15 protein-coding genes are annotated in these 24,881 nt (G+C 29.9%); 9 read left to right on the top strand and 6 right to left on the bottom strand.

Annotation, left to right across the window (positions count from 1 at the left end; all coding sequences use genetic code 11):
* Positions 1-67: 67 nt before the first annotated feature.
* Positions 68-745 carry a hypothetical protein gene (locus tag EV02_RS00335; RefSeq protein ID WP_032520365.1) on the top strand — a complete coding sequence of 226 codons (678 nt, stop codon included), beginning with the start codon at positions 68-70 and terminating at the stop codon, positions 743-745.
* A 14-nt stretch (positions 746-759) separates the two neighbouring features.
* On the opposite strand, the gene EV02_RS00340 is transcribed toward EV02_RS00335, so the two are convergent.
* The 3 genes from EV02_RS00340 to EV02_RS00350 are packed head-to-tail and all read right to left on the bottom strand — an operon-like array spanning position 760 to position 6,844.
* Positions 760-2,616, bottom strand: coding sequence for a CHASE2 domain-containing protein (locus EV02_RS00340; protein ID WP_032520364.1), 1,857 nt, complete (start codon positions 2,614-2,616; stop codon positions 760-762).
* Positions 2,617-2,642: 26 nt separating this feature from the next.
* Positions 2,643-3,296, bottom strand: a complete 654-nt coding sequence (locus EV02_RS00345) for a hypothetical protein (RefSeq protein ID WP_152556891.1) — start codon at positions 3,294-3,296, stop codon at positions 2,643-2,645.
* A 32-nt stretch (positions 3,297-3,328) separates the two neighbouring features.
* A complete protein-coding gene (locus EV02_RS00350) occupies positions 3,329-6,844 on the bottom strand; it encodes a CHAT domain-containing protein (RefSeq protein ID WP_032520362.1) in 3,516 nt (1,171 codons plus the stop codon).
* A gap of 131 nt (positions 6,845-6,975) precedes the next feature.
* Here EV02_RS00350 and EV02_RS00355 point away from each other — a divergent pair, with 131 nt between their 5' ends.
* From EV02_RS00355 to EV02_RS00365, 3 genes are all read left to right on the top strand, one after another.
* The gene (locus tag EV02_RS00355; RefSeq protein WP_032520361.1) at positions 6,976-8,637 is read left to right on the top strand and encodes a ShlB/FhaC/HecB family hemolysin secretion/activation protein; all 1,662 of its coding nucleotides are present in this window, start codon (positions 6,976-6,978) and stop codon (positions 8,635-8,637) included.
* Between the two features lie 28 nt (positions 8,638-8,665).
* Positions 8,666-8,995, top strand: coding sequence for a DUF3307 domain-containing protein (locus EV02_RS00360; protein WP_032520360.1), 330 nt, complete (start codon positions 8,666-8,668; stop codon positions 8,993-8,995).
* A 132-nt stretch (positions 8,996-9,127) separates the two neighbouring features.
* A complete protein-coding gene (locus EV02_RS00365; protein ID WP_032520359.1) occupies positions 9,128-10,510 on the top strand; it encodes a hypothetical protein in 1,383 nt (460 codons plus the stop codon).
* 216 nt (positions 10,511-10,726) lie between these two features.
* Here EV02_RS00365 and EV02_RS09120 read toward each other — a convergent pair whose 3' ends face one another.
* A complete protein-coding gene (locus tag EV02_RS09120; protein WP_052043498.1) occupies positions 10,727-12,688 on the bottom strand; it encodes a M10 family metallopeptidase C-terminal domain-containing protein in 1,962 nt (653 codons plus the stop codon).
* Positions 12,689-13,015: 327 nt separating this feature from the next.
* Here EV02_RS09120 and EV02_RS00370 point away from each other — a divergent pair, with 327 nt between their 5' ends.
* From EV02_RS00370 to EV02_RS00380, 3 genes are read left to right on the top strand one after another with little or no spacing between them, the layout of a single operon-like run.
* On the top strand, positions 13,016-13,759 hold the full coding sequence (locus EV02_RS00370) for a peptidylprolyl isomerase (protein ID WP_032520358.1): 744 nt from the start codon (positions 13,016-13,018) through the stop codon (positions 13,757-13,759).
* A gap of 12 nt (positions 13,760-13,771) precedes the next feature.
* Positions 13,772-16,690 (top strand): ABC transporter transmembrane domain-containing protein, encoded by a 2,919-nt coding sequence (locus EV02_RS00375; protein ID WP_052043497.1) that lies wholly within the window; start codon positions 13,772-13,774, stop codon positions 16,688-16,690.
* Position 16,691: 1 nt separating this feature from the next.
* Positions 16,692-17,864, top strand: a complete 1,173-nt coding sequence (locus EV02_RS00380; protein WP_241433720.1) for an HlyD family secretion protein — start codon at positions 16,692-16,694, stop codon at positions 17,862-17,864.
* Positions 17,865-17,913: 49 nt separating this feature from the next.
* On the opposite strand, the gene EV02_RS0108970 is transcribed toward EV02_RS00380, so the two are convergent.
* Both EV02_RS0108970 and ychF read right to left on the bottom strand, forming a co-directional pair.
* Positions 17,914-19,593 (bottom strand): calcium-binding protein, encoded by a 1,680-nt coding sequence (locus tag EV02_RS0108970; RefSeq protein WP_052043496.1) that lies wholly within the window; start codon positions 19,591-19,593, stop codon positions 17,914-17,916.
* A 64-nt stretch (positions 19,594-19,657) separates the two neighbouring features.
* Positions 19,658-20,749 (bottom strand): redox-regulated ATPase YchF, encoded by a 1,092-nt coding sequence (ychF, locus tag EV02_RS00385; protein ID WP_032520357.1) that lies wholly within the window; start codon positions 20,747-20,749, stop codon positions 19,658-19,660.
* A gap of 144 nt (positions 20,750-20,893) precedes the next feature.
* Between ychF and EV02_RS00390 the strand changes: the two genes are divergently transcribed.
* The gene (locus tag EV02_RS00390; protein WP_032520356.1) at positions 20,894-21,955 is read left to right on the top strand and encodes an efflux RND transporter periplasmic adaptor subunit; all 1,062 of its coding nucleotides are present in this window, start codon (positions 20,894-20,896) and stop codon (positions 21,953-21,955) included.
* Positions 21,952-24,879: a DNA polymerase I gene (gene polA / locus EV02_RS00395; RefSeq protein WP_032520355.1), complete on the top strand. Its 2,928-nt coding sequence runs from the start codon at positions 21,952-21,954 to the stop codon at positions 24,877-24,879. The genes EV02_RS00390 and polA overlap by 4 nt, the downstream gene beginning before the upstream one ends.
* The last annotated feature ends 2 nt before the right edge of the window (positions 24,880-24,881 follow it).

The raw sequence follows: 24,881 nt of genomic DNA, 5'->3' as shown, positions 1-24,881 counted from the left end.
TTAGGTATTAATTATTATTTGACAGAATATAAGTACTAATAAATAGAAAGATTAATTACTTAAAATCATGATTAATTTTGTATTAACTCCAGATTGGGTAGAAGCTATTTTGGGAACTATAGAAGGTCTTTCTTTCATTTGTTCCTCTCTCATAATTTTAAGGTTTATTATAGTAGCGCTCTCGATAGCGAATTTCTTTTTTTGTTATTGGGTTGGACTTGGAACAGCTGAGAACGTTTCTATTTTATTACTAGCAATACTTCATTTTTCCTTAAATATTTATATGATTTCTCTTTTTTATTATTCAAGATCTATAAGATGCGTACCAATAGGTTGGAGAGATACATATAAAAATTACTTTTTCTTATTTCTGCCATTTGAATTTAAAAACATGCTTAAATTTGGAGATATTATTAAACATAAAAACAAAAAGTCTTTGAAACTTGTTAGTAAAAATAGCGAATTTGAGAATCTCGCATTTGTAGTAGATGGTGAAGCTTCCATAACAATAGAAAATGACGTGGAGGTCGCAAAACTAAAGAAAGGAGATTGGATTTCAGAATTTTCTTTTATTACAGGGGATAAAACATCAGCCAATGTAATTTCTAATAATATCTTTGCTATCAGTTGGAGTAAGGCTACCCTTGAAAATTTAAAAATTAAAAAGCCTGAATTATTTGAAAAGATAAATTCTCTTATAGCCAGAAATTTATGTGAGAAGTTAATTAGATCAAATAAAAAATAGCTTAACTATTTTCTCTAAAGTATCTCAAAAACTTCTACTAAACTTTCTCTACCTTTTACTTTACAAGGTCCCCACTCCTCTAACTTATATTCTGAACCATTAGCGTAATTAAGACTTTCTTTAGAAACTAAAATTCTACAATTATTTTTCATATTATCTTTATTCAAAGATTCCAACCTTGCAGCAACGTTTACACTATCGCCAATCAGAGCATACTCAATTTTTTCAGAACCTCCCATTGATCCTGTAATAATTTTCCCACTATGAATTCCAATTCGTAATTTTATTAAAGGTAGTCCCTCAGCCTCTAAATCATCCTTAAGTTTTTCAATGGCATTTCTAATTTCCATTGCAGTTTTAATTGCTTCATTAGATGATTGCTCATAATTTTTTTTAACCGGAGCACCAAATACAGCAAGAAAACCATCACCTGTGAATTTATTTACCATGCCACCATTTTCAGAAATAATCTTTACAAATTTTTCCATACCTCGATTTAACCAATCCAATAATTCAGTAGGATTCATATTCTCTGAAACAGAACTAAAACTTACTGTGTCGCTAAATAATATTGTCACTGGAAGTTCAGTTCCAGGAAATCTTCCATTTTCTAGTAAAGAATCTTTCTGATTCCATAATTCCTTGGCTACTTCTGGAGATGTTGTTTGACCTAATAACTTTTGCATTAAAGCTTTTTGCTTCTGCTGTTCAGATGCTTTTTTAAGCCAAGATACACTTGAAAAAGTTATTGCTCCAATTACAGGCATTGCAAATTCAATCCAATATCCACTTATGAATGCTAAATAAACAGCTAAAGATAAAAATCCTAAAGCTGATACAAATACAATTAATCCAATACTTATTTTCTTTGTTTTTTCTATAAAAATACTTAAAAGAAAAACAAAAAAGATAATCCCTATAAGCTCAAAAAAAGGATTTATTGTTTTTATTTTTAGTGGTAAATCATTTTGAAGTGCTAGTAATTGATTAGCCCTATGGGCGTGAATTTCAGCACCACTTATTAATAGGCTTTTACTATCTGTTTCAAATCTGCTTGAGGGTATAGCAAAAACATCTTTTAAAGAAGGTGCAGTGGCACCTATAACAACCATCTTATTTTTTAATTTTTCTATAGAAATTTTATCTTCTAAGATTTCACTCAAACTGTATACAGGAATATAGTTTTTTTCGGGATAATTTATAAATATCTGAAAACCATTTGAATCAACATTGGTATATCCTCCCGAATAATTTTGGATTACAGAAATTTCATTTTTATAAAATTTTTCATCTAAATTAAAAATCTTTTTATTCAAGGATTGATGTATTTCTAACATTCTCATAGGCACACTTACAAACTCTTTTCCTAATTTAAATTTTCTTCTATTAACACCCACTAAATCTCTTCTAACAACGTTATCTATATCTATTGGCATATCATTAAAAGCAATTCTTTCTAAGGGGAAATCAGGTATTGATGAGATTCCTTCTGCAACATTGAAAATACTAATTACTTTTTTATTTGATATGGAATAATTAGCCAATGATTTAGCTCCTTTTCCAACTCCTACATTTCTATATAAATCTAGAACTATTGCTGAAGAATCTGCTTTATCTAGTTTTTGAATTGTATTTAAAAGATATTTATCATCAATTGGCCAACCATATTTCTCTATATCACTTTCAGAAACTCCAACTACTACCGATGGTGAATCGTATAAATATTTTTTAGGAAATCTAGTTTTTAGACTATCAAAAATTAATAAGTCTATATTTTGAGAAACTCCACTTAAACCAATAAAAGTACATCCACCTAAAGCAAAAATATAAAAAGAACTATCTATTATTTTTTTTAAAAAATTTTTAAACATTTTTTATAGACATAAATTTTTTATTATTAAAAAATTGGACAATCAACGGAAATCTCTTCCGACCAACTTTCATCAAATAACTCATTAATTTTAAATTTTTTATTAAGTTCTTGTTGAGAAATATTTTTACCACAATATTTTGACAACCATGAAATTTTATCTTCACTATTGTTACTCTTCTCAAATGATTCTGGAGCGATTAATGATATTGCAGGTGGAGAATTATCTTGTATGAAATTAAACCCAAAGCCATCAAAACTATCTTCATTATCATCACTACATTCAAATGCTGACTCCCAAGTAAAAGGGAATTGCTTCTTTGGAATATTTAAAAATATTATTTTTTCTGATGAATTCGAAATAAATAGGTCATCAATTTCTGGAGGAGGGCCGTTATAGGTTCCGTCTGGAGAAGAATATGGTTTAAAAGCAATTTTGACATCCTTTGGAGAACTTGAAGGTCCTATTATTAAAGCAATTTGTCCTTTGGAATTATGAAAGAGAATATTATTTTCAGGAACTAAATGCATTATTTTTCTTGCACTACATTCTCCTCGAGTTCCTCCTCCTAATCTCCTTCCAGGGAATGCTGAACCAATATTTATTTGATCTTGTGAAAACAAATTTGTAGGGGAAATGATAGTCGTTAAGAAAAAAAATGGAATTAATAAATTTTTCATTTTTAAGTTTCCAAAATAATGTGACGCAGGACTTACCAAGGAGAGCCCATTAGTTGAATGCCAGCCCAAAAGAAAGCATTACTTAAGCCATTTCTAACTATTCTTTTTTGTGAATTATTTAAATCAGATAGAAGTATTTTATCATCAATGCCAATAAGAGAATCATTTTCTAATCTTATTTTTTCTTGAATAAACGCCTTTCTTGTCATTTGCATCGCTTCTGCTTTTGGTATTCCCTGATCAAGAAAATTGTACATCTGAATGAAATATGCGGAGGTCATAACATCATCTACGTACCATAAAGTTCCAATAGCACTTTTGCTCCCTGACTGAAGAGCGAGACCACTAAAACCTAATTCCGTTTCTTGATCACCAACTGCTGTTCTACAAGCACTTAATACAATTAAATCAAGTGGGTTATCAATTCTTCCTTTCCTCAAAATTGAAAACTTATCTAAACTAATTGGATTAGTTCCAGAAAATAATTGTGAAGATTTAGGTCCTCCTGGTTTAAATTCAGCATGAGTAGCAATATGAATTTTACTATATTTTTCCTGTATAGCTTTCTCAAAAAAACTTTCTGGAGTGAACTCTTTATTAACAAAAATATCTTTATTAATAGGATTACTAATATTATTCAATTCTTGATTTACTAAAGGAAGAGGAGCTAATTCTTTAAATTGAGATGCTCCTATGGCTAATATTTTTTTATCTTTATTGTTAGATATATCTAAATTTGTTAGGGATAAAGATGGAGTTATAGAAAAAGCATATTTTTCACCAAAATACTTTTTACCATCATTTAGAGCTGCAAAAGGTATTGCTTGCAAACCTCTATCAGCAGAAATAAGCAGAGTCGTTATTTCCTCTTTATCCAATATTTTTTCAACGCTTTTTATTATAGTTTCATACAAAAGCCTTGATGGAGAGCTCTCGCTTTCAACCTTTAGATCTTCCTGACGAGATAATTGAGAATATAAAGATCTTAAGTTTTTCGCGAATGTCTTAGTCAATAATTCAACCCTTTTACCTGATACATTTCCATTAGCGGAAATAACTGTTATATCTAAAAAAGCATCTGCATCTTTATTTATAGTTTTACCTTTTGCATTTGTAAATCTAATATCTATTATTGCTGGATTATATTTTTGATTTTCAAAAATATAATCAGAATTTTGTAAATTTGAGTTACCTAAAAAAGCAATAAGATTTTTATTATCTATATGTCTTGAAATATTATCTTTAGTACGAATTTTTTCTCTAGCATTAATTATTGCTTGAAGTAAATCAGTAGTTGATTTTGATTTACTTTGAAATGAGCTTCCAAGATTTAATAAATTAATAGCTCTATCAGAAGAACCTAATTGAGATTTATTTAAATTCTCAATGATACTTCTCCTTTTGAGTTCAATAATATTTGAAATACCTGCAAGAGATTGTGATGCTGTAATTTTAATTTCTGGTCTTTTTTTTCTATCAACAGTATTAGCATTTTTATTAGATTTACTTGAATTCCCCTTATCGGACTTTTCAGATTCTTCTTCAGAGGAACTTTCTTCAGAGGAACTTTCTTCAGAGGAACTTTCTTCAGATGAACTTTCACTTGTTGAACTTTCTTCAGAAGAAGATGAACTTTCAGAAGAAGAATCAGAATTACTATTTTCAGTACTAGAACTTGAATTACTCTCAGAACTAGAAGTGGAAGAAGATGAACTTTCAGATGAAGAGCTACCTCCTGAGGAAGAAGAGCCTCCCCCTGTTGAAGAGGAAGATGAACCTGAAGAAGACATTGCAATCCTTGATCCCCCGCCTCCAGCATTTCCTCCGCCCCCTGTTGCTGGTGAACTAACAGGAGAAACTGCTGGAGTTTTAATTACAATTTTTGGAGGGACAAATTCTGTTCCACTCAATTTTTCCTCTAATTGCGCTTGTAAAGAAATTATTAATCCTGCATTTGAACCATAAATAACAGGACCTTTAAAATCTTTTAATTTATTAGAAAGGGATAATTCTCCTTGGCCGTTCTTATAAATTTTTGATGATTTATTACCAATAATTTCTCCTGCAAATTGTGAATCATCACTTTGATCAATAAGAAGAAAATTTGATAATTTATCTGGATTATTTTCATTTTCAATAAATTCTTTTTTAAGTGGATTTATAGAAATTGAACCTTTACCTTTTATCCCACCTGGAGCTCTAATAAGCAGGCCTCCTGGACCAGAAACAATATCTGCTTTAACTTCAATTTCATCATCAGCAAGTAAATTTAAAGTTCCTTGGCCTTTCGAGAAATTTATATTACTTAAAACTTTTATATCACCGTCCTCACTGTCTCTATCATCAGAATAATTTTTAAAAAAAGTAATTTGATCTTCCACAGGGGATAAATCAAAATTCAACTTATTGGAAGTTGTAATTATTACGTTTGTGCCATTATTTAGGGCCTCTTCAATACTTATTTTAGTAGATTTATTAATTACGAAATCAAATGGATCTAATAGCCATAAACCCTCATCACCATCTTTATTTTTAAGGCTAAGTTTTATATCTTTTACATCTAAATTTGCACCAGAAGTTTCAATACTTCCTGCTTTATTTCCGTTACTAATTAATGTACCCTTGACTCTGGTTAAACCTTTTTTATTGTTTATATCACTCCAAATAACTATAATTCCGCCATCTCCATTTTTGCTAGACACATCAATAACAGCTTTATCTTCAACGATAGTTTTATTAGATTGACTTATTTGTTTATTGGAATTTTGCCAGCTACCTCCAATTTGTATTAATCCTCCAACTTTTTCTCCCGAACTTACCAAGTGCGTATTTCCTTTGAGAAAAACATTTTTGCCTGTAATTGTTATTTCACCATTATTGATAGAAGAGGTTTTTAATTTTGAATTATCTATTTTTACTGAGCCATTTGGAGAATCAAAATATAACTTTTCATCAGCAACAATATTAGTGCCAGAGATTTCTATTTTAGATAAATCATAATTATTACCTTTACTAATTGGATTATTAATAAAACTAGGTTCTGAACTGAAATCTTTTAGGTGGTATTTATTATCTTTGAAAACATTAAAAATATTTCCTGAGAAACGTAATGAATCAGAAGTAGAAAAATTTAAATTTTTTGCATTAACAAAATTTGCTCCTTTTTCAATTTTTAATCCATATGGAGAAACCCAAAAAAGATTAGCTTTATTTTCAAATTGTATAGGCTTATTTATAAAAGTTCCTTTGCTTGAAGAAACTCCAACAATAATATTTTTTTGTTTTTTGTTAAAGAAATTAACTTCTTTAATTTCACCTCTGGTGTCAAAAGAATGAAATTTGTGAAAAAGATTTTTTCCAGATTTAGTTCCTCCATAAATATTGCATGATCCAATAGTGCAACTTTGAAGATCAGATTTATTTATTATTGTTTTTGTATCATTAATTTGATTTAAATTTATTTCTGCTTTGGAATTATTTGAAAAAAAAGAAAACCAAGTTAAGTAGATAGAAATAAAAATATATTTAATTTTTCTATTTAAAGGCATTTATTCCAAATTCAAGAAATAACTAATAATTTATTCATTATTTAACTATTATGTTAATAACTTAGGGTAAACCATTGTTAAAGGGTGTGAAAAATAAAACATTAAGTTTTAAACAATAAAAATTTTAAATTATGTTTTTCTTACCTATATTGTTATCCTATGAACCAAATAATATAGATTTACCTCTTAAATCACCCTTTGAATTAAAAGAAGATAAAAAATCAAAAACAAAGATTGAAGATAAAGATAATAATTTAAAAAATTATAATCTTGATAGCGATTTGCTTGATAAGTATATTTCAAAGTGGCTGCCAAGAATCCAAGGCGAGATACCATATTCTTCTAGTAAAATTAATAGATTACTTACCTCGTGTAAGAAGACGAGTAGGGAAGAAACATTAAATTCATGCGCAGCAAAGTTAAATGCCCAACTAATAAGTGATGGTTATACAAATAGCAGAGTCTATACATTGCTTGAAGGCAAAAATGGAACTCTTGATGTGATCATGGGTAAAATTGTTGAATTAAAAATAAGAAGTAGTAATAAAGTCATCCAACAAAAAGTATATGAAAAGCTTAAGGATTTAAATGGACAAATCCTACATCAACCCACTCTACAAGCAAAAATTTCAGAAGCTAAAGAGATAAAAAATGTAGGACAAATTTCTGGAGATATTGGAAGATTAGGTAGTGATCCGACAAAAGCAATTGTCAAAATAAATGCAACTTATATGCCATCTGATTGGCAAAGACAAATAAATATTAGAAATGATGGTAGTCCTGGAACGGGACAATTTCGAAATATTGGTACTTTCGTTAAAACAGATATTTTTACAAAGAATGATATGTATATTGGAATGATTGAATTAAATACTGACCAAGATGTAGAAGTAGGTTCTCAACTTTATTCATCGACTTATGTGCTTCCTATTAATCAAAAATTAAATCTTACAAATTCATTCGCATACAGCCGTAGTGACATGGTTGAATTTGATGGGGATTTAAAAAGTTTGAGATTTGATGCTTTGCAATTCAACTTTCAACTTGATAGAGCAATAATGAATAATGAGAATGGGACCTTAAGTACATTTGCAAGTCTAAGCAATGGCAAAACTGAAAGTTTTTTTGGAGGGGTATTAACTCCTTTAGTCACTGGAGCAAATACAGATGGATTTGTTAACACTGGTTCTATAAAGGCTGGTATAAATTTCACTAAAATTAAAAATAATAAATCTTGGAGTGGAAGTTTTTTTGGTAACCAAGGATTAGCATTTTTTAGTAAAGATATACAATTGGATGATTTTGCCCTTAACGGAATATATCCAGGAGAATCAAAGGCAATAGGATCTAATATTAATTTTTCATGGACATTAAAGCCAGGAATTGGATTGAACTTATCATCTTCAGCACAATTAGCTCTAAATCCCTTAACTAGTGGTATGAGCTTTTCATTAGGAGGGTCTTCAGGTCTCAAAGGATTGCCTAGTAGTCTGACAAGTGGAGATAGTGGATGGCAACAAACAATTGAAGCTGTTTTTACACCCTATCAAAAGGGGGTTAATGCTTTTCAATTAGTTCCTTTCTTGGGATATGGCGAAGTAAATACAAAAGTAAATAATATATCTACAGATGATTCTGCAGGATCTGGTGGGATTTTGTTAAGATCTATAAATTCCAATAAAATTTATGAATTAGGTTTTTACAAATTTATTAATACTAAGGATAACTCTGGAATATGGAATAACTGGATGTTAGGAGATGGCATATTTTCAAGCTTCACAATCAATTTTTAAATAGACTTTTTTTATTAATTTATAGTTAATGTATTTCCTAGAAAAACTTGTACCCTTAGTTTTAGGTCATTTTGTAGCTGATTTTGCTATACAAACTGATACTGTCGCAATAAATAAATGTCCAAATAATAATTCAAAAATTAATATTAACTGGTCCTGGTGGATGACAGGTCATGTATCTCTTCATGGATTAATTGTTTTTTTTGTAACTGGTAATTCATACTTAGCTTTTGCTGAGGCAATAATTCATTTCTATATTGATTATTTGAAATGCATGGGTAAGTTTAATTTGCTTATTGATCAAACACTTCATATTATTTGCAAAATGATTTGGGTTTTATTTATCATCTCAACTTAAAAAGTTTTAATCAAATACCATCTAAAATTTAGAATTGATTTTTTAAAAAGAAATTTTTAGTATCCATTATTACCATAATAAATGGTTTAAAAATTTTATTCTGTATAGATTTAGAATAAAGAAAACAAAGTTGTGAAATTATCAAGAACCAAACCTGGTTTCTTTAGGCCAGGTTCTTCAGATTTTTCTTCTATACAAACTTTATTAGGAGACTTTATAAATGATAGAACTTCTTCAAGTCTTCTAAAAAAATTACACGAAGCTAAATCAAAAGAACTGACAAAAAATTCTTGGAGTAGTGGTGAACCTTTTGAAAGAGTTATAGAAAATAATGATGATATTAAAGAAATTCTAAAAAATCCTGCAATTTATAAAAATTCAGTCTGCATTATCGAGCCAGCTGACCATGTTGGAAAAAATTTAATTGGGGAAGATGTAAGAGCTTCAAGTAATATTTCTTCTTTATGTCAATACATAGCAGACTGCGACTCAATACTTATACCTCTCTGGAAAACAGGAAAACTTAAAAAAGAATTATTAATTGAATTACTAAAAAATTCATTAGCAGTATTTGTCGAAGGTGGTCATCCTACAGTCAAGGATCACAAAAGTTTTGAAGATTTAAATATAACACTAAATGAATTACAAGAATTCACTGAAGAATTATTACTATCAAGAGGACTAAAAACTGCTCCATCAATTTTTATATGTCTTGGGCATCAATTGGCAGCGCAAGCTCATATAAAACTTATTAAAAAGGCTACAAGTGAAATATTAAATTCATTAAAACCAGAGATAATAGATTCTTCATATCATTATGAAAATCTATTAGTTACATGTAAGGAAATAATAAATACTGGAGAAAATTTATCTATATATAAAGACGATGATACTTCAGACGATATACCTGCAAAAGAGGTTGCTAAAGGTTGGGATGATCCTTGTTTCGCAGTTGCTTTAAATGAAGTACCTGAAGTTGGTAAAGTTGAATTATTACATTATTCGCATAATGGTATTCACCCAAGTAAAGATTTTTCTAAATTACTTTTACATCATGAGGTAACAAGTGAACAAAATATTGGAATAGTTGAACAATCAGTGACTTTTGAGAAAGATTTAAATATTGTTATGTTTCATAGTGATGAGGTAAATGAAGAAGCAATATTGTTTTCAAATTGGGCATATGGATTACTTCAAAAAGCAATTGCACCAATAAGAAAGATCATTTCAGTTTCTGAATATTCTTGGCTTTTAAACTTACCTGATTCAATTGAAATTGTATGCTCTACAAGTGCTGAAGGTAAGTTATGCACTGAAGTTTCAGCTACTTGTATTAACTATACAGATTATGAAACCCAGCACAAAAGAAGATCTTTTACTTTCCAATTTCATCCTGAATTGCTTGATGATCTAAGAGAATTTAATAAATCAGGAATGCCATCCTACGAGAAATTAAAAAATGATGATGGAGTTAGAATGTTGATGAGAGTTATATACGAATCCATAACTGATTAATTTTATTTTAATAATTAAAAATATATTTACTCTAAATATTCCATCGTTAATTAAAAATTTTTTTATCCTAATAAAAAAATGCTACTTTTTTACCTCCATACAAGATAACAATTGATTCGCAGACATGATGTCATACAAAAAATAAAGAAGACTTTTTTTTAATTTACTGATAATTTTTTGCAATCAATTTTGTCAAATATCAAAGTCCAAGATTTACTAAATAAGATAAGAATTATCTGATAAAGAAATTTCGTCCTCATTATAGATAATTGCTAATAAATCTTTGGAGCCTTTATACACCCTTGTATGTTTACCAGTATCAACAATTCTTAGAGATTCTAAATCAAAATCTGAGATATCAATTTTATCTTCTCCTTTTTTAAAGTCTCTTATTCTGTCATAACCCTTACCTGCATTTAATTTAAAAATATCATTTCCACTTCCACCATATAAATCATTTTTGCCTACCCCTCCCCAGAGAATATCATTACCAGTACTGCCATAAAGTTTGTCATTTCCAGAATGTCCTTTTATATAGTCATCACCACTTTGTCCATAAAGTTTATCTGAACTGGACCCTCCATAAAGTTTGTCATTATCATCACCTCCATAAAGTTTATCTGCACTAGATCCTCCAAATAAAATATCTTGGCCACTGCCTCCATAAAGTTTATCTTTACTACTGCCACCTTCTAAATAATCATCACCAATTTCCCCATACAATTTATCTTTACCAGAATTACCATATATTTCATCATCGCCTTCTTTCCCGTAAAGCTTATCCTTTCCTTTTAAACCTCTAATAATATCTTTAAAATTTGTTCCAACAAGAATATCATTTTTATTAGTACCTGAAATAGTTAAAGGTTCTTTAGTTGTAATATCTTCTGAAATAAAATTGGCAAAATCAAAATCTTGGTCAGTAAATCTTAGTACTTCTATATTTTCAAAAATGTCAGTCCCGTCATTACCCTTATTATCAATAATTTGGTATTTATTATCATTTGTTTCTGTTATGGCGTAGTTACTTTTTATTGAAGAAAAGATCGCGACATCATACCCAGATCCACCATCAATAATGTCGTCACCTTTGCCGCTATTAATTACATCATCACCATCATTACCAAATATTTGATTATCAGAACTATTACCATTGATTAAATCTGATCCATTACCACCAATAGCATTTTCGATTGTTGTTCCAGAAGCAATAGTTAAGTTCCCAATCTTACCTCCAATATTAGATGCATATAAAGTATTGGAGTTGAGATCGGTTTCTCTTAAATCAATTAATTGATCAGATATAAAACCACTGAAATCAACTGTATCAATGCCTGAACCATCTACCAAAGTATATGAAGTTTGATCTATCCAATTACTCATCTCTGCATAAATAGCACTTGTCGATAAAGAAATATTGGTATTGAAACCGAAAGTAGTATCTCCTAAAAAAGCATTTTCAGTAGAAATACCTTCTGAAGAATAAATATTATCTAAAGCAATCCAATCTACACTCATATAGGTAGATAGATATGTAAAACTTGAGTCGATTGATGTATTTTGCGTCTGCGAAAAATAAGACATAATTGACGATTGCCAACTATCGTTCCTGAAAAGAGAATTTTGAAAGTACCTTTCTGAACCGTTATATAAACCCTGATGCCCTAGGCCTAGGGAGTGACCTATTTCATGTAATATTGTTTGAAAAGTATAATCTCCAAAATTACTTTCACTTCTATTCCAGTTTGCACCAATGTTTATATTTACAAAATCCAATCCTGAAGAATAACTTCTTCCGTCAGCATAGGCAAAAGCGCTATTAATATATTTATCTCCAAAATTTATATCTGCTTGAAGATCTGTTTCTTGAAAATCAAAACCCATTGTAACTTCAAGAAGTTTAAAAGCTTCATTGACCAAGAAGGATCTTTCTGTCGATATCCCATCAGCATCAAAACTATTACCAACGGTGTTATATGTGATAGTTCCATCTTTAGGGTTTAAACCATTTTCAGAAAGGTTAAATTTTCTTGATACTGTCCCGCTATTTTCCCAAAAACCTCTTGTTAAAAAATTTGCTAGATCTTGATTAGTTCCAAGTACGGAACTAGTTAAATTATCAGAAAGATCTACCGAATGGTCATAGTCTTTGAAGTAATATCCACATTTTATGCACATATAAGTTTAGTTATCTTTAGGAAGTTTTTAATAAAAGACTATAAAGTATCTTATATTGATCTTAATTAATTTTTAAAGAAAGATATGCTATTCACTTCTTTAATTAATGAATTATGAATAATAAATATTGTAGACAAGATGTTCTTATTTATTAAAAAAAAATCAGATATTGATCCATATTTAATTTGGTCATCTTATTTAAGACATAGAAACTTAAAATAAATTACTAGTTAACTTTCCTTTGAGAATGTAATATTAAAAATATATTTCATTTTTCTTTTTGAAATAAATTATAAATTTTATTTTTGATTAAATATTTAATTTTTTATGGATAAAATATTTAATTTTGCTATCCAAGATTTGGACTATGATTTTTCTTCTCCATCATTTGATCAATTAAGGAAAGGAAATTTACTCAGAATTTATATAAAAGAACTTGTTGTTAATGAAATAACTAAAAATATTTCCATAGAAAAAAAACAACTTGAAAATGCAAAAAGTAATTTTTATAAAGAAAAAAATATAAAAGACAGTTCTCAATTGAATGAATTTCTTTTATTTAATGGAATAAATGAAAAAGATTTAGATTATCAAATAAGCTTACCTTTGAAAATAGAAAAATTATCTAAAAATGTACTTGAAGTTAAAATTGAAAATCACTTTCTTAAGAGAAAGGATGAACTTGATTTATATAAATATAATGCAATTCGGGTAAAGGATAGTGATTTAGCCCATGAAATTTATTTTCAATTAGAAAACGGAGAATCTGATTTCTTCGAGTTATCTAGAAAATATTCGCTAGATAAAAAGATATTCCCTGAAGGTATTGTTGGCCCAAAAAATTCAGTTGGCTTACACCCTGTAATAAGGGAAAAATTAAGAAACTATGGTATTGGAAATTTAATTAAACCTTTTCAAATTGATAATTGGTGGTTGATAATAAAGTTATTGGAAAAGAGAGAGGCAAGTCTTGATCAAAATACTTCTAAGCAAATGGCACTTGAATTATGTGAAATTTTTGTCCATGATAAAGTTAACGAACTTATAAAAAATAATTTTAGAAATTTATAGATAGACTTAAAAATGATAGAAGCAAAAAATTATAAGGAATTAGACTTCATAAGAAATATTTTTGAAGAATATGGCGAAGAGTTTAAATTTTCAATTGGTCAAATTATTAGTACTGAAAAATATTTACCAGGAAAAATTTATTTTATAAAAAAAGGAAAAGCTAGATTAATAACAAATTTTGATGGCTTAGATACTACTCTTAAAAAATTATTACCCAATGATTTAATTGGTATAGCTTCTCTTCTAAAGGGAAAGTCTTGTGAAGAGGTAAGAGCCTCTGAAGAATTAATTTCCTTGGGTATTTCTGATGAAAAATTTTTAAGTCTTTACAAAAAAAATTTAAATTTTAGGAAATTCTGTGATAAAAAAATTTGGGATCCAGAATTAATATTTTTTACCAAAAGATTTTTAGAGAATAAAAAAATTAAAAAAGGCGGAATACAAAAAATTTATGAAAAAATTTATAAAGAAGTTGAAATCATCCCAAGTAATTTAACAGGAATTCAAAAAGCTCTTAAAAATAAAAAAAGAATATTTCTTAGCTCATTTAAAAGTACATTTGAAGAAGGAATAGAAATTGTTTCTACAAATCAATTTAGGACAATTAAAAATACTAAAAACAATTTTTCTTTAAGGATCATTTCAATACCAGATTACTATATTGATTTTGACTACGAAGAAGATAAAAATTCTTCTGAAAAAGAAGATATATCAAAAGAAAATTTCATATCTCAAACTAATTCAAATAAATTACCGCCGGTAAGTGCTTTTAATGATTTTGATGAAGATGAGAATATTTTAGTTAGAGGCGAAGGACCAATTGATGGAACACTTGCATGTTTTAAAATGCTCTCTAATTTAATGGATTTTCCATTTAGAAAGGATTCTGTAGAAAAAGTTTTAAAAGAGTTTTACGAGGAAAACAATTTTATATCTCTACAACTATGTGCAAAGATTGGCTCTTATCACGCCCTCCAAGTAAGTATTGCAAAATTAGATCCCACTTTTATTACAAATATAAAAACTCCAGCATTAATAAAATGGAAAAACACATTTGCGATAATTATAAATAGCAATCAAAAAGGAATTAAACTTGCAACTCCAAATGAAGGATATATAAAAATTAGTTCATCTGAAATTAAAAATTTTTTTACTGAGGATATTGAAATTCTTCTTTTAGAAAGAACAAATATTACTCAAAATAAGTCTTTTGGACCTAGCTGGTTTTTACCTGCAATTAAAAAATATAAGGGCGTTCTCATTCAAGTTTTAGTAGCCAGTTTTGTGGTACAACTTTTCACTTTGGCAAATCCATTATTAATTCAGGTAATTATTGATAAAGTTATTTCGCAAAGGAGTCTCGATACTCTTCAAGTACTTGGTTTTGCACTTCTTGTAGTGACTCTATTAGAGGGTATTCTTTCAGCTTTAAAAACATTTCTTTTATCGGAAACCACCAATAGAATTGATCAAAAACTTGCCTCTGAAGTTATAGATCATCTTTTAGGTTTGCCTTTATATTATTTCCAGATGCGTCCAACTGGAGAACTTTCTTCTAGGGTTAGTGAGCTTGAAAAAATTCGTAATTTTCTAACTGGACAAGCTTTTACAACAATTTTAGATGCAACATTTTCAGTTATTTATATTTTAGTAATGCTGCTTTATAGCATAAGCCTTACTTTAATTTCGTTACTTGTTTTGCCAATTCAGATTTTTATAACATTAGTTGGAGCCCCACTATTTAGAAGACAATTTAGAGGAGTAGCAGAAGCAAATGCTAAGACAGAGAGCCACCTAGTAGAGGTGCTTAATGGAATAGAGACTGTTAAATCTCAAAATGTAGAGATCAAAACTAGATGGAAATGGCAGGAACTTTATAGTAAATATATTAATCGTAATTTCGAAAAAACTATCACAGGGACAACCTTAGTACAAACAAGTCAAGTTTTACAAAAGATTTCTCAATTATTTGTCCTATGGGTGGGTGCCAGAATGGTATTAAATGGATCTTTAACTTTAGGACAACTTATTGCATTTAGAATTATTTCTGGATATGTAACCCAACCTATTTTAAGACTTTCAACTATATGGCAGGATATACAAGAATTAAAAGTAAGTTTCGATAGATTAGCTGATGTAATAGATACTCCAAAAGAAAATAATGATCTTGAAAAAAGTAAAATTTCAATCCCAAAAATAAAAGGATCAATAGTTTTTGAAAGAGTTAAATTTAATTTCTTTAAAGAAAGCAAACCTATTTTAAATAACATTAATATTTCTATTGATTCTAAAAGATTAGTAGGAATAGTTGGCCAAAGCGGTAGTGGCAAAAGTACCTTGATGAAACTTTTGCCAAGATTATATATACCTAATGAAGGAAAGATTTTAATTGATGGATATGATATTCAAAAAGTTGAACTAGATTCATTAAGAAAACAAATTGGAATAGTCCCGCAAGACTCCTTACTATTTAGAGGGACAATTAGAGAAAATATATCTCTTACAAATTCTGAGATTAGCGAAGAGGAAATAATAAATGTAGCAAAATTGGCCAATGCTCACGATTTTATAATGGAACTTCCAAATGGATATAGTACTGAAGTAAGGGAAAGGGGAAGTTCTCTAAGTGGTGGCCAACGCCAAAGAATCACTATTGCAAGAACTCTATTAAGCAAACCAAGAATTCTAATTTTAGATGAAGCCACTAGCGCTCTTGATTATGAAAGTGAAAGAAAAGTATGTGATAATTTATCTAATAGTCTGGACGAATGTACTGTTTTTTTTATTACACATAGACTTTCCAATGTAAAAAAAGCGAATTTAATAATAATGATGCATCAAGGGATGATAGATGAAGTAGGCACACACGAAGAATTAATTGATAAGAAAGGCAGATACTATGCACTATATAGACAACAGGGAGATAACTAATTTGAGCAAGCGTAAAATATTTATATCATTTCTTAGAAATCTTCAAGATAAGGTTGAGAGAAGTTTTCCATCCTTAAAGTTAGATCAAAACTTTCTTAAGCAAAGTAATTTTTTCATAAGGACATTAACTTGGGGTTTAATCACTTCCACAGGTTTTGCAATAACTTGGCTCATATTTGCCTATACTGATGAAGTTGTATTAGTTAATGGCAAATTAGAACCTATCGGAGATGTAAAAAAGATACAAATTCCAGTCGGAGGTGTTATTAAAGAGATCTCAGTTAAAGCTGGTGATAAAGTTTCTAAAGGCCAGATTTTAATAGTTCTAGACAAAGAAATATCACAACAAAATCTCAAATCACTAGAAGACCAACTTTATCAAAAAAATATCCAATTAGAACTTAAAAAAGAAGAAAAGAATAAAACAACTGAACTTTATCTAGAGCGAATTAATATATTGCAAAAAAGATTAAATATTCAAAGAAATATTCTTGCAAAGTTTGAATCTCTTTTAGAAGAAGGAGCTGTTCCTGAATTGAGGTATCTCGAAGAGATAAACAGAGAAAACGAAATATCAGGAAAAATAATTGATAATCAGAACGATTTACAAAGACAGTCATTAATTCTAGATCAACAAATAAAAGTTATTGATTCAGAATTATCAGAACTTCTCGCAAGGAACACAGAAGCAAGAGTTCTTCTTGGATACAAATCTTTAAGAGCACCAGTTGAAGGATTAGTTTTCGATTTAAAACCTACAATATCAGGATTTGTTGCACAATCTAGTGAACCTATTATGAAAATTGTACCTTTTAATAATTTAGAGGCTGATGTTAAAATTCCAAGCAGTAAAATTGGATTTGTAAAATTAGGTATGCCTGTAGAAATTAGTATTGATTCTTTCCCTGCAAATGATTTTGGATCATTAAAAGGTGAAATAGAATCTATAGGATCTGATGTGCTTGAATCGAATAATAATTCAGATCAATTGGGGCTTTATTTTCCAGGAAGAATAAAACTTGATAGTCAAACTCTAAAATTAAAAAATGGTCGTACACTACCTTTGCAAGTAGGTATGTCTCTAAAGGCAAATATAAAACTAAGAAGAGTAAGTTATTTGAAATTATTATTAGGAACTTTTAAAGATAAATCAGATTCTTTGAAAGAAATTTAAGTTTTTAAAACCTTTAAAAAATAAAATCAGATATTGATCCATCTTTAATTTAAACAAGAATATCTGTTATTCCTACACCATTTAAATCCGATAAATTGTAGCCATAAACTATCGCCAGCAAATCGCTTTTCTCTTGATCTAAATAAACTTTTAGATTCTTGCCACTATCAAAGACTCCGATTTGATTATTATCAATACCATTTAAATTTACTTTATCTCCTTCTTCAAAATCTCTGATTCTGTCGTAACCACTTCCTGCCGTTAATTTAAATACATCATTTCCACTACCACCATATAAATCATCTTTACCTAAACCTCCAACAAGAATATCGTCTCCATCTTCTCCTTTTAATAAATCATCACCACTCTCTCCATATAAATAATCCCCATCATCTCCGCCTCTTAGGTAATCATCATCTTCTCCACCATATAGATAATCAACTCCAGAATGTCCTTTAAGGTAATCATCTCCATCTTCTCCTTCTAACAGATCAGACCCAGCACCGCCATAAAGTTTATCGTCACTTGTTCCTCCATATAGATCATCATTACCCTTACCTCCATAAAGTTTATCTTTACTACTTTCACCTTCTAAATAATCATTACCATCTCCGCCAGAAAGAGTATCAGCCCCAGTGCCACCTTTTAGATGATCATCACCATCACCGCCAGAAAGTCTATCTTTGCCAGAATGTCCTTTTAGATAATCATCGCCTCCTTCTCCATAAAGTTTGTCGGCACTAGAACCTCCATAAAGTTTATCTGCATCATCCCCTCCATAAAGTTCGTCGGCACTAGATCTGCCAAATAAAATGTCTGCTCCTGCACCTCCATAAAGTTTGTCGGCACTAGAACCTCCATCTAAATAATCGTCACCATCTTCTCCATAAAGTTTGTCAGCACTAGATTCTCCATAAAGAATGTCATTATCTTCTCCACCTCTTAGCCAATCTTTACCAGTACCTCCCCAAAGAGTATCATTTCCAGAATGGCCTTTTAGGTAATCATCTCCACTCTCTCCAAGTAATTCATCTACTCCAGAACCACCATAAAGTTTATCGGCCCCAGTACCACCTTTTAGACGATCATCACCATCACCTCCAGAAAGTCTATCGTTGCCAGAATGTCCTTTTAGATAATCATCACCTTCTTGTCCATAAAGTTTGTCGGCACTAGAACCTCCATAAAGTTTATCTGCATCATCCCCGCCATAAAGTTTATCGGCACTTGATCCGCCAAATAAAATGTCTTCGCCCGCATCCCCATAAAGTTTATCTTTACCAGATCCACCTTTTAAATAATCATCACCATTTCCTCCAATTATCTCATCATTACCACCTTTTGAATCGATAAAGTCATCATAATTACTACCAGTTATATAATCTTCTTTACTGAGTAATAGATCCTCAAAATCGTATGGATCATTGAGAAAATCCCTTACCTTAAGGCTTATATCTCTTACACTATATCCACCTAATCCATCAATTGTTAAATAAAAAGAGGTTACTTTTGATTTTTCATAAGAGGAAATAGAGCTGAAACTGAATTTACCGTAACAAATAAAACTTGCCCAATATTGTTCGTTATTAATTTCAACTAAACCTCTTCCAGATAAACTTCTACTTGAATATGACAACGAACTTTCATCAAAAATCACTGCAGGTAAATAAGTGGATTTTTCCCCTATACTTATAGCCTCAAGTAACTCTGAACAGTTGATAGTAGCCATATTTTTGGTTAACTCATATCTATGTTCAAATATTTTAATTCAAATTCTAAGTCTCAGGTAATTTTTAAACATTAAACAAAAACTCCATAACATCCCCCTCATTAACTACATATTCCTTACCTTCACTTCTAAGTAATCCTTTGGTTTTTGCATTGGCAATCGATCCTGAATCTATTAAATTTTGATATGAAATTGTCTGAGCTCTAATAAATCCTTTTTCAAAATCTGTATGAATTACACCCGCTGCTTGTGGTGCAGTCATCCCATCTTTAATTGTCCAAGCCTTTGTCTCTTTTTCACCAGTAGTGAAATAAGTTTTTAATCCAAGTAATTTATATGTTGATCTAATAAGAGAACTTAATCCCCCTTCTTCTACTCCTAATCCCATGAGGTAGTCTTTTTTATCTTCTGGTTCTAACTCTATTAATTCAGATTCAACCTGTGCTGATATTTTTATACATTCTGTATTTTCATTACTTGCAAAACTTTGAACTTTTGATGAGAAATCATTACCTTCAGCTAAATCATTTTCATTCAAATTTGTTGCATAAATAATTGGTTTTGCGGTAAGGAATCCTAATTGCTTAATTATAAAATTTTCATCTTCATTCAAAGATATTGATCTAACTGAAAGTCCTTTCTCCAGCTCTTCTTCAATTTTTTCTAATAAAGAATCTTCTTTTGCTGCATCTTTACTAGTTCTAACCTGTTTTTTAATTCTTTCCCTTCTTTTTTGTAGTTGGGATAAATCAGCTAAATTCAATTCCAAATTAATTATCTCAATATCATCCAAGGGATCTACCTTTCCGGATACATGAATTACATCACTATCTTCAAAGCACCTTACGACATGCACTATTGCATCAACCTCCCTAATATTTGATAAAAATTTATTTCCCAAACCTTCGCCTTTACTGGCTCCCTTTACTAGTCCTGCGATATCTACAAATTCAATTTTTGTTGGGATAATATTTTGGCTAGAACTTAAATCACCTAACTCTTGCAACCTTTGATCTGGGACAGAAACTATACCTTTATTAGGTTCTATTGTACAAAAGGGAAAATTAGCCGCTTGTGCTTTAGCATTTTCTACAAGTGCATTAAATAAAGTTGATTTTCCAACATTTGGTAATCCAATAATACCTGCTTTTAACATTTGAAAAAATTTATGGAGAAATTATCAAGAAAACATCTTCTAGTAATATAGTATTTACTTAACCAATCTTGGATAAGTTAATTATAATCGTCTTGATTATTTATTTAGTTTCTAAATATTATCTACTCCTGTTTTTCAAAAGATATGCTTGATTTAATAAAAAAAAATATAAATGTAAGAAGTGGAATTATATTGCTTTCTCTAGCTATATTTTTTGTTTTTATAACCAATTCCTTCAAAAAAAATAAGTCAAAAGATATTTCTGATTTTGTCGTTCAAGTAGAAAAAGGAATCCTCTCAGATTCAATTAATACTAGTGGTGAAGTAAAAGCAATAAGGACAAGCAATATTGGGCCTCGGAAGCAAGGCGTAATAAAAGAAATCAAAGTAGATGAGGGAGATCTTGTAAACAAAGATCAGGTTTTAGCTTCTCTTGATGATGAAGACTTTATCTATAAAATTGAAGAACTTGAATTAAATGTAGAAAAACAAAAATCTGAATTTTTAAGAAGGGAATATTTATATCAAGAAGGTGCGGTAAGTAAAGAAGACTATGAAAGTTATAAAAATAACTACAACATTAGTAGCGCCAAACTTAATGATGCAAAAGCTGAAAAAAGTTTCTATCTAATTAAAGCTCCTTATGGAGGAAAGATAACTGCAAAATATGCTGAGATAGGATCTTATGTCACACCAAGTACAAACTTAAGTTCAGACTCAAAAACCAAAAACTTTATTTTTGAACTATCAGAGGGCCTAGAAATTGTTGCTAAAGTTCCTGAGAGTGACATTGGCAGAATAAAAATAGGTCAAGAAGCCTCAGTAAGAATCGAGGCTTATCCCTCAAAAAAATATAGTGCCATAGTAAAAAAAATAGCTACAAGAGCTGTAAAAGATAATAACGTAACATCATTTGAAGTAACTTTAAATTTTAAAGATATTTCTGAAGAAATTAAAATAGGAATGACTGCTGATCTTGAATTTAGAGTCGAAGGTAATGAAGAAAAAATCTTAGTGCCAACAGTTTCTATTGTCACTGAAAAAGGTGAAAAGGGAATTTTGAAAGTCGATAAAAACAATTCTCCCAAATTTGAAAAAATTGAAATTGGTATTAGTAGTGGAAGTAAAACATCAGTTATTGATGGATTAGAAGCTGGCGAGCAAATCTTTATTGATATTCCCCCTTGGGCTAAGAAAAGAAAATGAGTTTAAAATCAGAAAACTCTAAAAAACCAATTTTACTTTTAGTCGATGGCCACTCACTTGCTTTTAGAAGCTTCTATGCATTTAGCAAAGGTATTGATGGAGGTTTAACTACTAAAGAGGGATTCCCAACAAGTGTCACATATGGATTTCTAAAAAGCCTTCTGGATAATTGCAAAAATATAAGTCCTGAGGGTGTTTGTATTACTTTTGATACAGAAAAACCTACTTTTAGGCATGAATTAGATCCGAATTATAAGGCTAATAGAGATGTAGCACCTGACGTTTTTTTTCAGGATATTGAACAACTAGAAATCATTTTAGAAGAAAGCCTTAATTTACCAATTTTTAAATCTCCAGGATACGAAGCAGATGATCTCCTTGGCACAATTGCAAATGATGCTTCTTCTAAAGGATGGTGCGTGAATATTCTTTCTGGGGATCGGGACTTATTTCAATTAGTAGATGATCAAAAAGATATTTATGTACTTTATATGGGTGGTGGTCCATATGCAAAAAGTGGTAAACCAACTCTTATGAATGAAAATGGAGTTAAAGAAAAATTAGGTGTTGCGCCAGAAAGAGTAGTTGATCTTAAAGCTCTAACTGGGGATAGTTCTGATAATATTCCTGGTATTAAAGGGGTCGGTCCAAAAACTGCAATTAATCTACTAAAAGAAAACGATACACTTGATGGGATATATCAAACTTTAGACAAGATTCAGGAGAAAAATGATAAAAAATATAAAGGATTCATCAAAGGTTCGGTTATAGAAAAGCTCAGAAACGATAAGCATAACGCTTTTCTTTCTAGGGATTTAGCAAAAATAAATACTGAAGTACCTTTGATATTAAGTGATAGTTATGAATTAAAAAATATAAACCAAGAACTTCTCTCAGAGTCACTACAAAAACTTGAATTATCAACACTACTTCGGCAAATTGATATTTTCAATTCAACTTTTAGTAAAGGTGGTTTTGACAAAAATAACGTGACTAAAGAGGAGGAGAAACATCCAAAGGTCTCTAATAAAATCGAATTAGAAAATAGTGAAAATAAAATCCCTAAAATCAAAGTAAATGTTGTAAATGATTTTGAATTACTTGATAAATTAATTCAAAGATTAGAAAAGACCAATGAGATAGTTTCTTTAGATACAGAGACTAATAGTTTAAATCCAATCGATGCGGAACTTGTTGGGATAGGACTATGTCTCGGAGAAGAAACTGATGATTTATTTTATATACCTCTTGGTCATCAAACAAAAAAAGAGACCCAAAATCAATTATCGATTGAAGATGTTTTCTCAAAACTAAGAACTTGGATAGAAGATCCAAAAAAGGAAAAAGCACTCCAAAATTCTAAATTTGACAGGCAAATATTTTTTAATCACGGACTTGATCTTAAAGGCGTAACCTTTGACACCTTATTAGCAGACTATCTTCTAAATAATCAGGAGAAGCATGGGTTGAGTGAAATTAGTTTTAGATTATTTGGATTTAAGCCTCCTTCATTTAAGGAAACAGTTGGAAAAAACAAAGACTTTTCATTTGTTGATATTGATGAAGCCAGTATTTACTGCGGTTATGATGTATTTCTAACTTTTAAAATTGTCAAAATTTTTAAAGAAAGATTTTCAACAGAAAATGAATTAATCAAATTGTTCGAAGAAATAGAGCTACCCTTAGAGCCGGTATTGTCTCAAATGGAAATGAATGGAATAACCATCGACACTCCTTATTTAGATAAACTCTCAAAAGAACTAAAAAGTACCTTAGAAGATATTGAGAGTAAAGTTTATGAATTAGGAGGTGAGTTTTTTAATCTATCTTCACCAAAACAACTTGGTGATATCTTGTTTGAAAAATTAAATTTGGATAAGAAAAAATCACGGAAAACAAAAACAGGATGGAGTACAGATGCAGTAGTTCTTGACCGATTAGTCGACGAACATGAAATAATCCAACATTTAATAAAACACAGAACTCTTAGCAAATTACTTAGCACCTATATTGATGCTCTTCCAAATCTTATCAACGAAAAGACAGGAAGAGTTCATACAAACTTTAATCAAGCGGCCACAGCGACTGGGAGACTAAGTAGTAGCAATCCTAATCTTCAAAATATCCCGGTTAGGACTGAATTTAGTAGGAGAATAAGAAAAGCATTTTTGCCTGAAAAAAATTGGAAACTTTTATCAGCTGATTATTCTCAGATCGAATTAAGAATACTTGCTCACTTAGCGGATGAAGAAATACTAATTAATGCGTTTCATAAAAATGATGATATTCATTCTTTAACTGCAAGATTAATTTTCGAGAAAGAAAAAATTTCTTCTGATGAGAGGAGAGTTGGGAAAACAATAAATTTCGGAGTTATCTATGGTATGGGAATTAAAAAGTTTGCACGTTCTACAGGAGTAAGTACTCCAGAAGCAAAAGAATTCCTAATAAAATACAAAGAAAGATATTCAAAAATTTTCAAATTTCTTGAACTTCAAGAAAGGCTTGCCTTATCAAAAGGTTATGTAAAAACAATTTTTGGTAGAAAGAGAGTATTTAAGTTTGATAAAAATGGACTTGGAAGACTAATAGGAAAAGATCCTTATGAAATTGACTTGCAATCCGCAAGAAGAGCAGGCATGGAAGCACAGTCACTAAGAGCCGCAGCCAATGCTCCAATTCAGGGTTCAAGTGCAGATATTATTAAAATTGCAATGGTTCAACTAAATAAAAAATTCATAGAAATGAATGTTCCAGCAAAAATGCTTTTACAAGTACATGATGAATTATTGTTTGAAGTTGAACAAGATTCTTTGGAAATTACGACGAAATTAGTAAAGAAGACTATGGAAGATTGTGTAAAATTAAATGTGCCTCTTTTAGTTGATATTGGAATTGGAGACAATTGGATGGAGACAAAATAAAC

This window comes from Prochlorococcus marinus str. SB (assembly GCF_000760115.1).
Lineage (GTDB): Bacteria > Cyanobacteriota > Cyanobacteriia > PCC-6307 > Cyanobiaceae > Prochlorococcus_A > Prochlorococcus_A marinus_D.
Note: the sequence above shows the minus strand (reverse complement) of the source record. Positions and strands in the feature narration are given on the sequence as shown.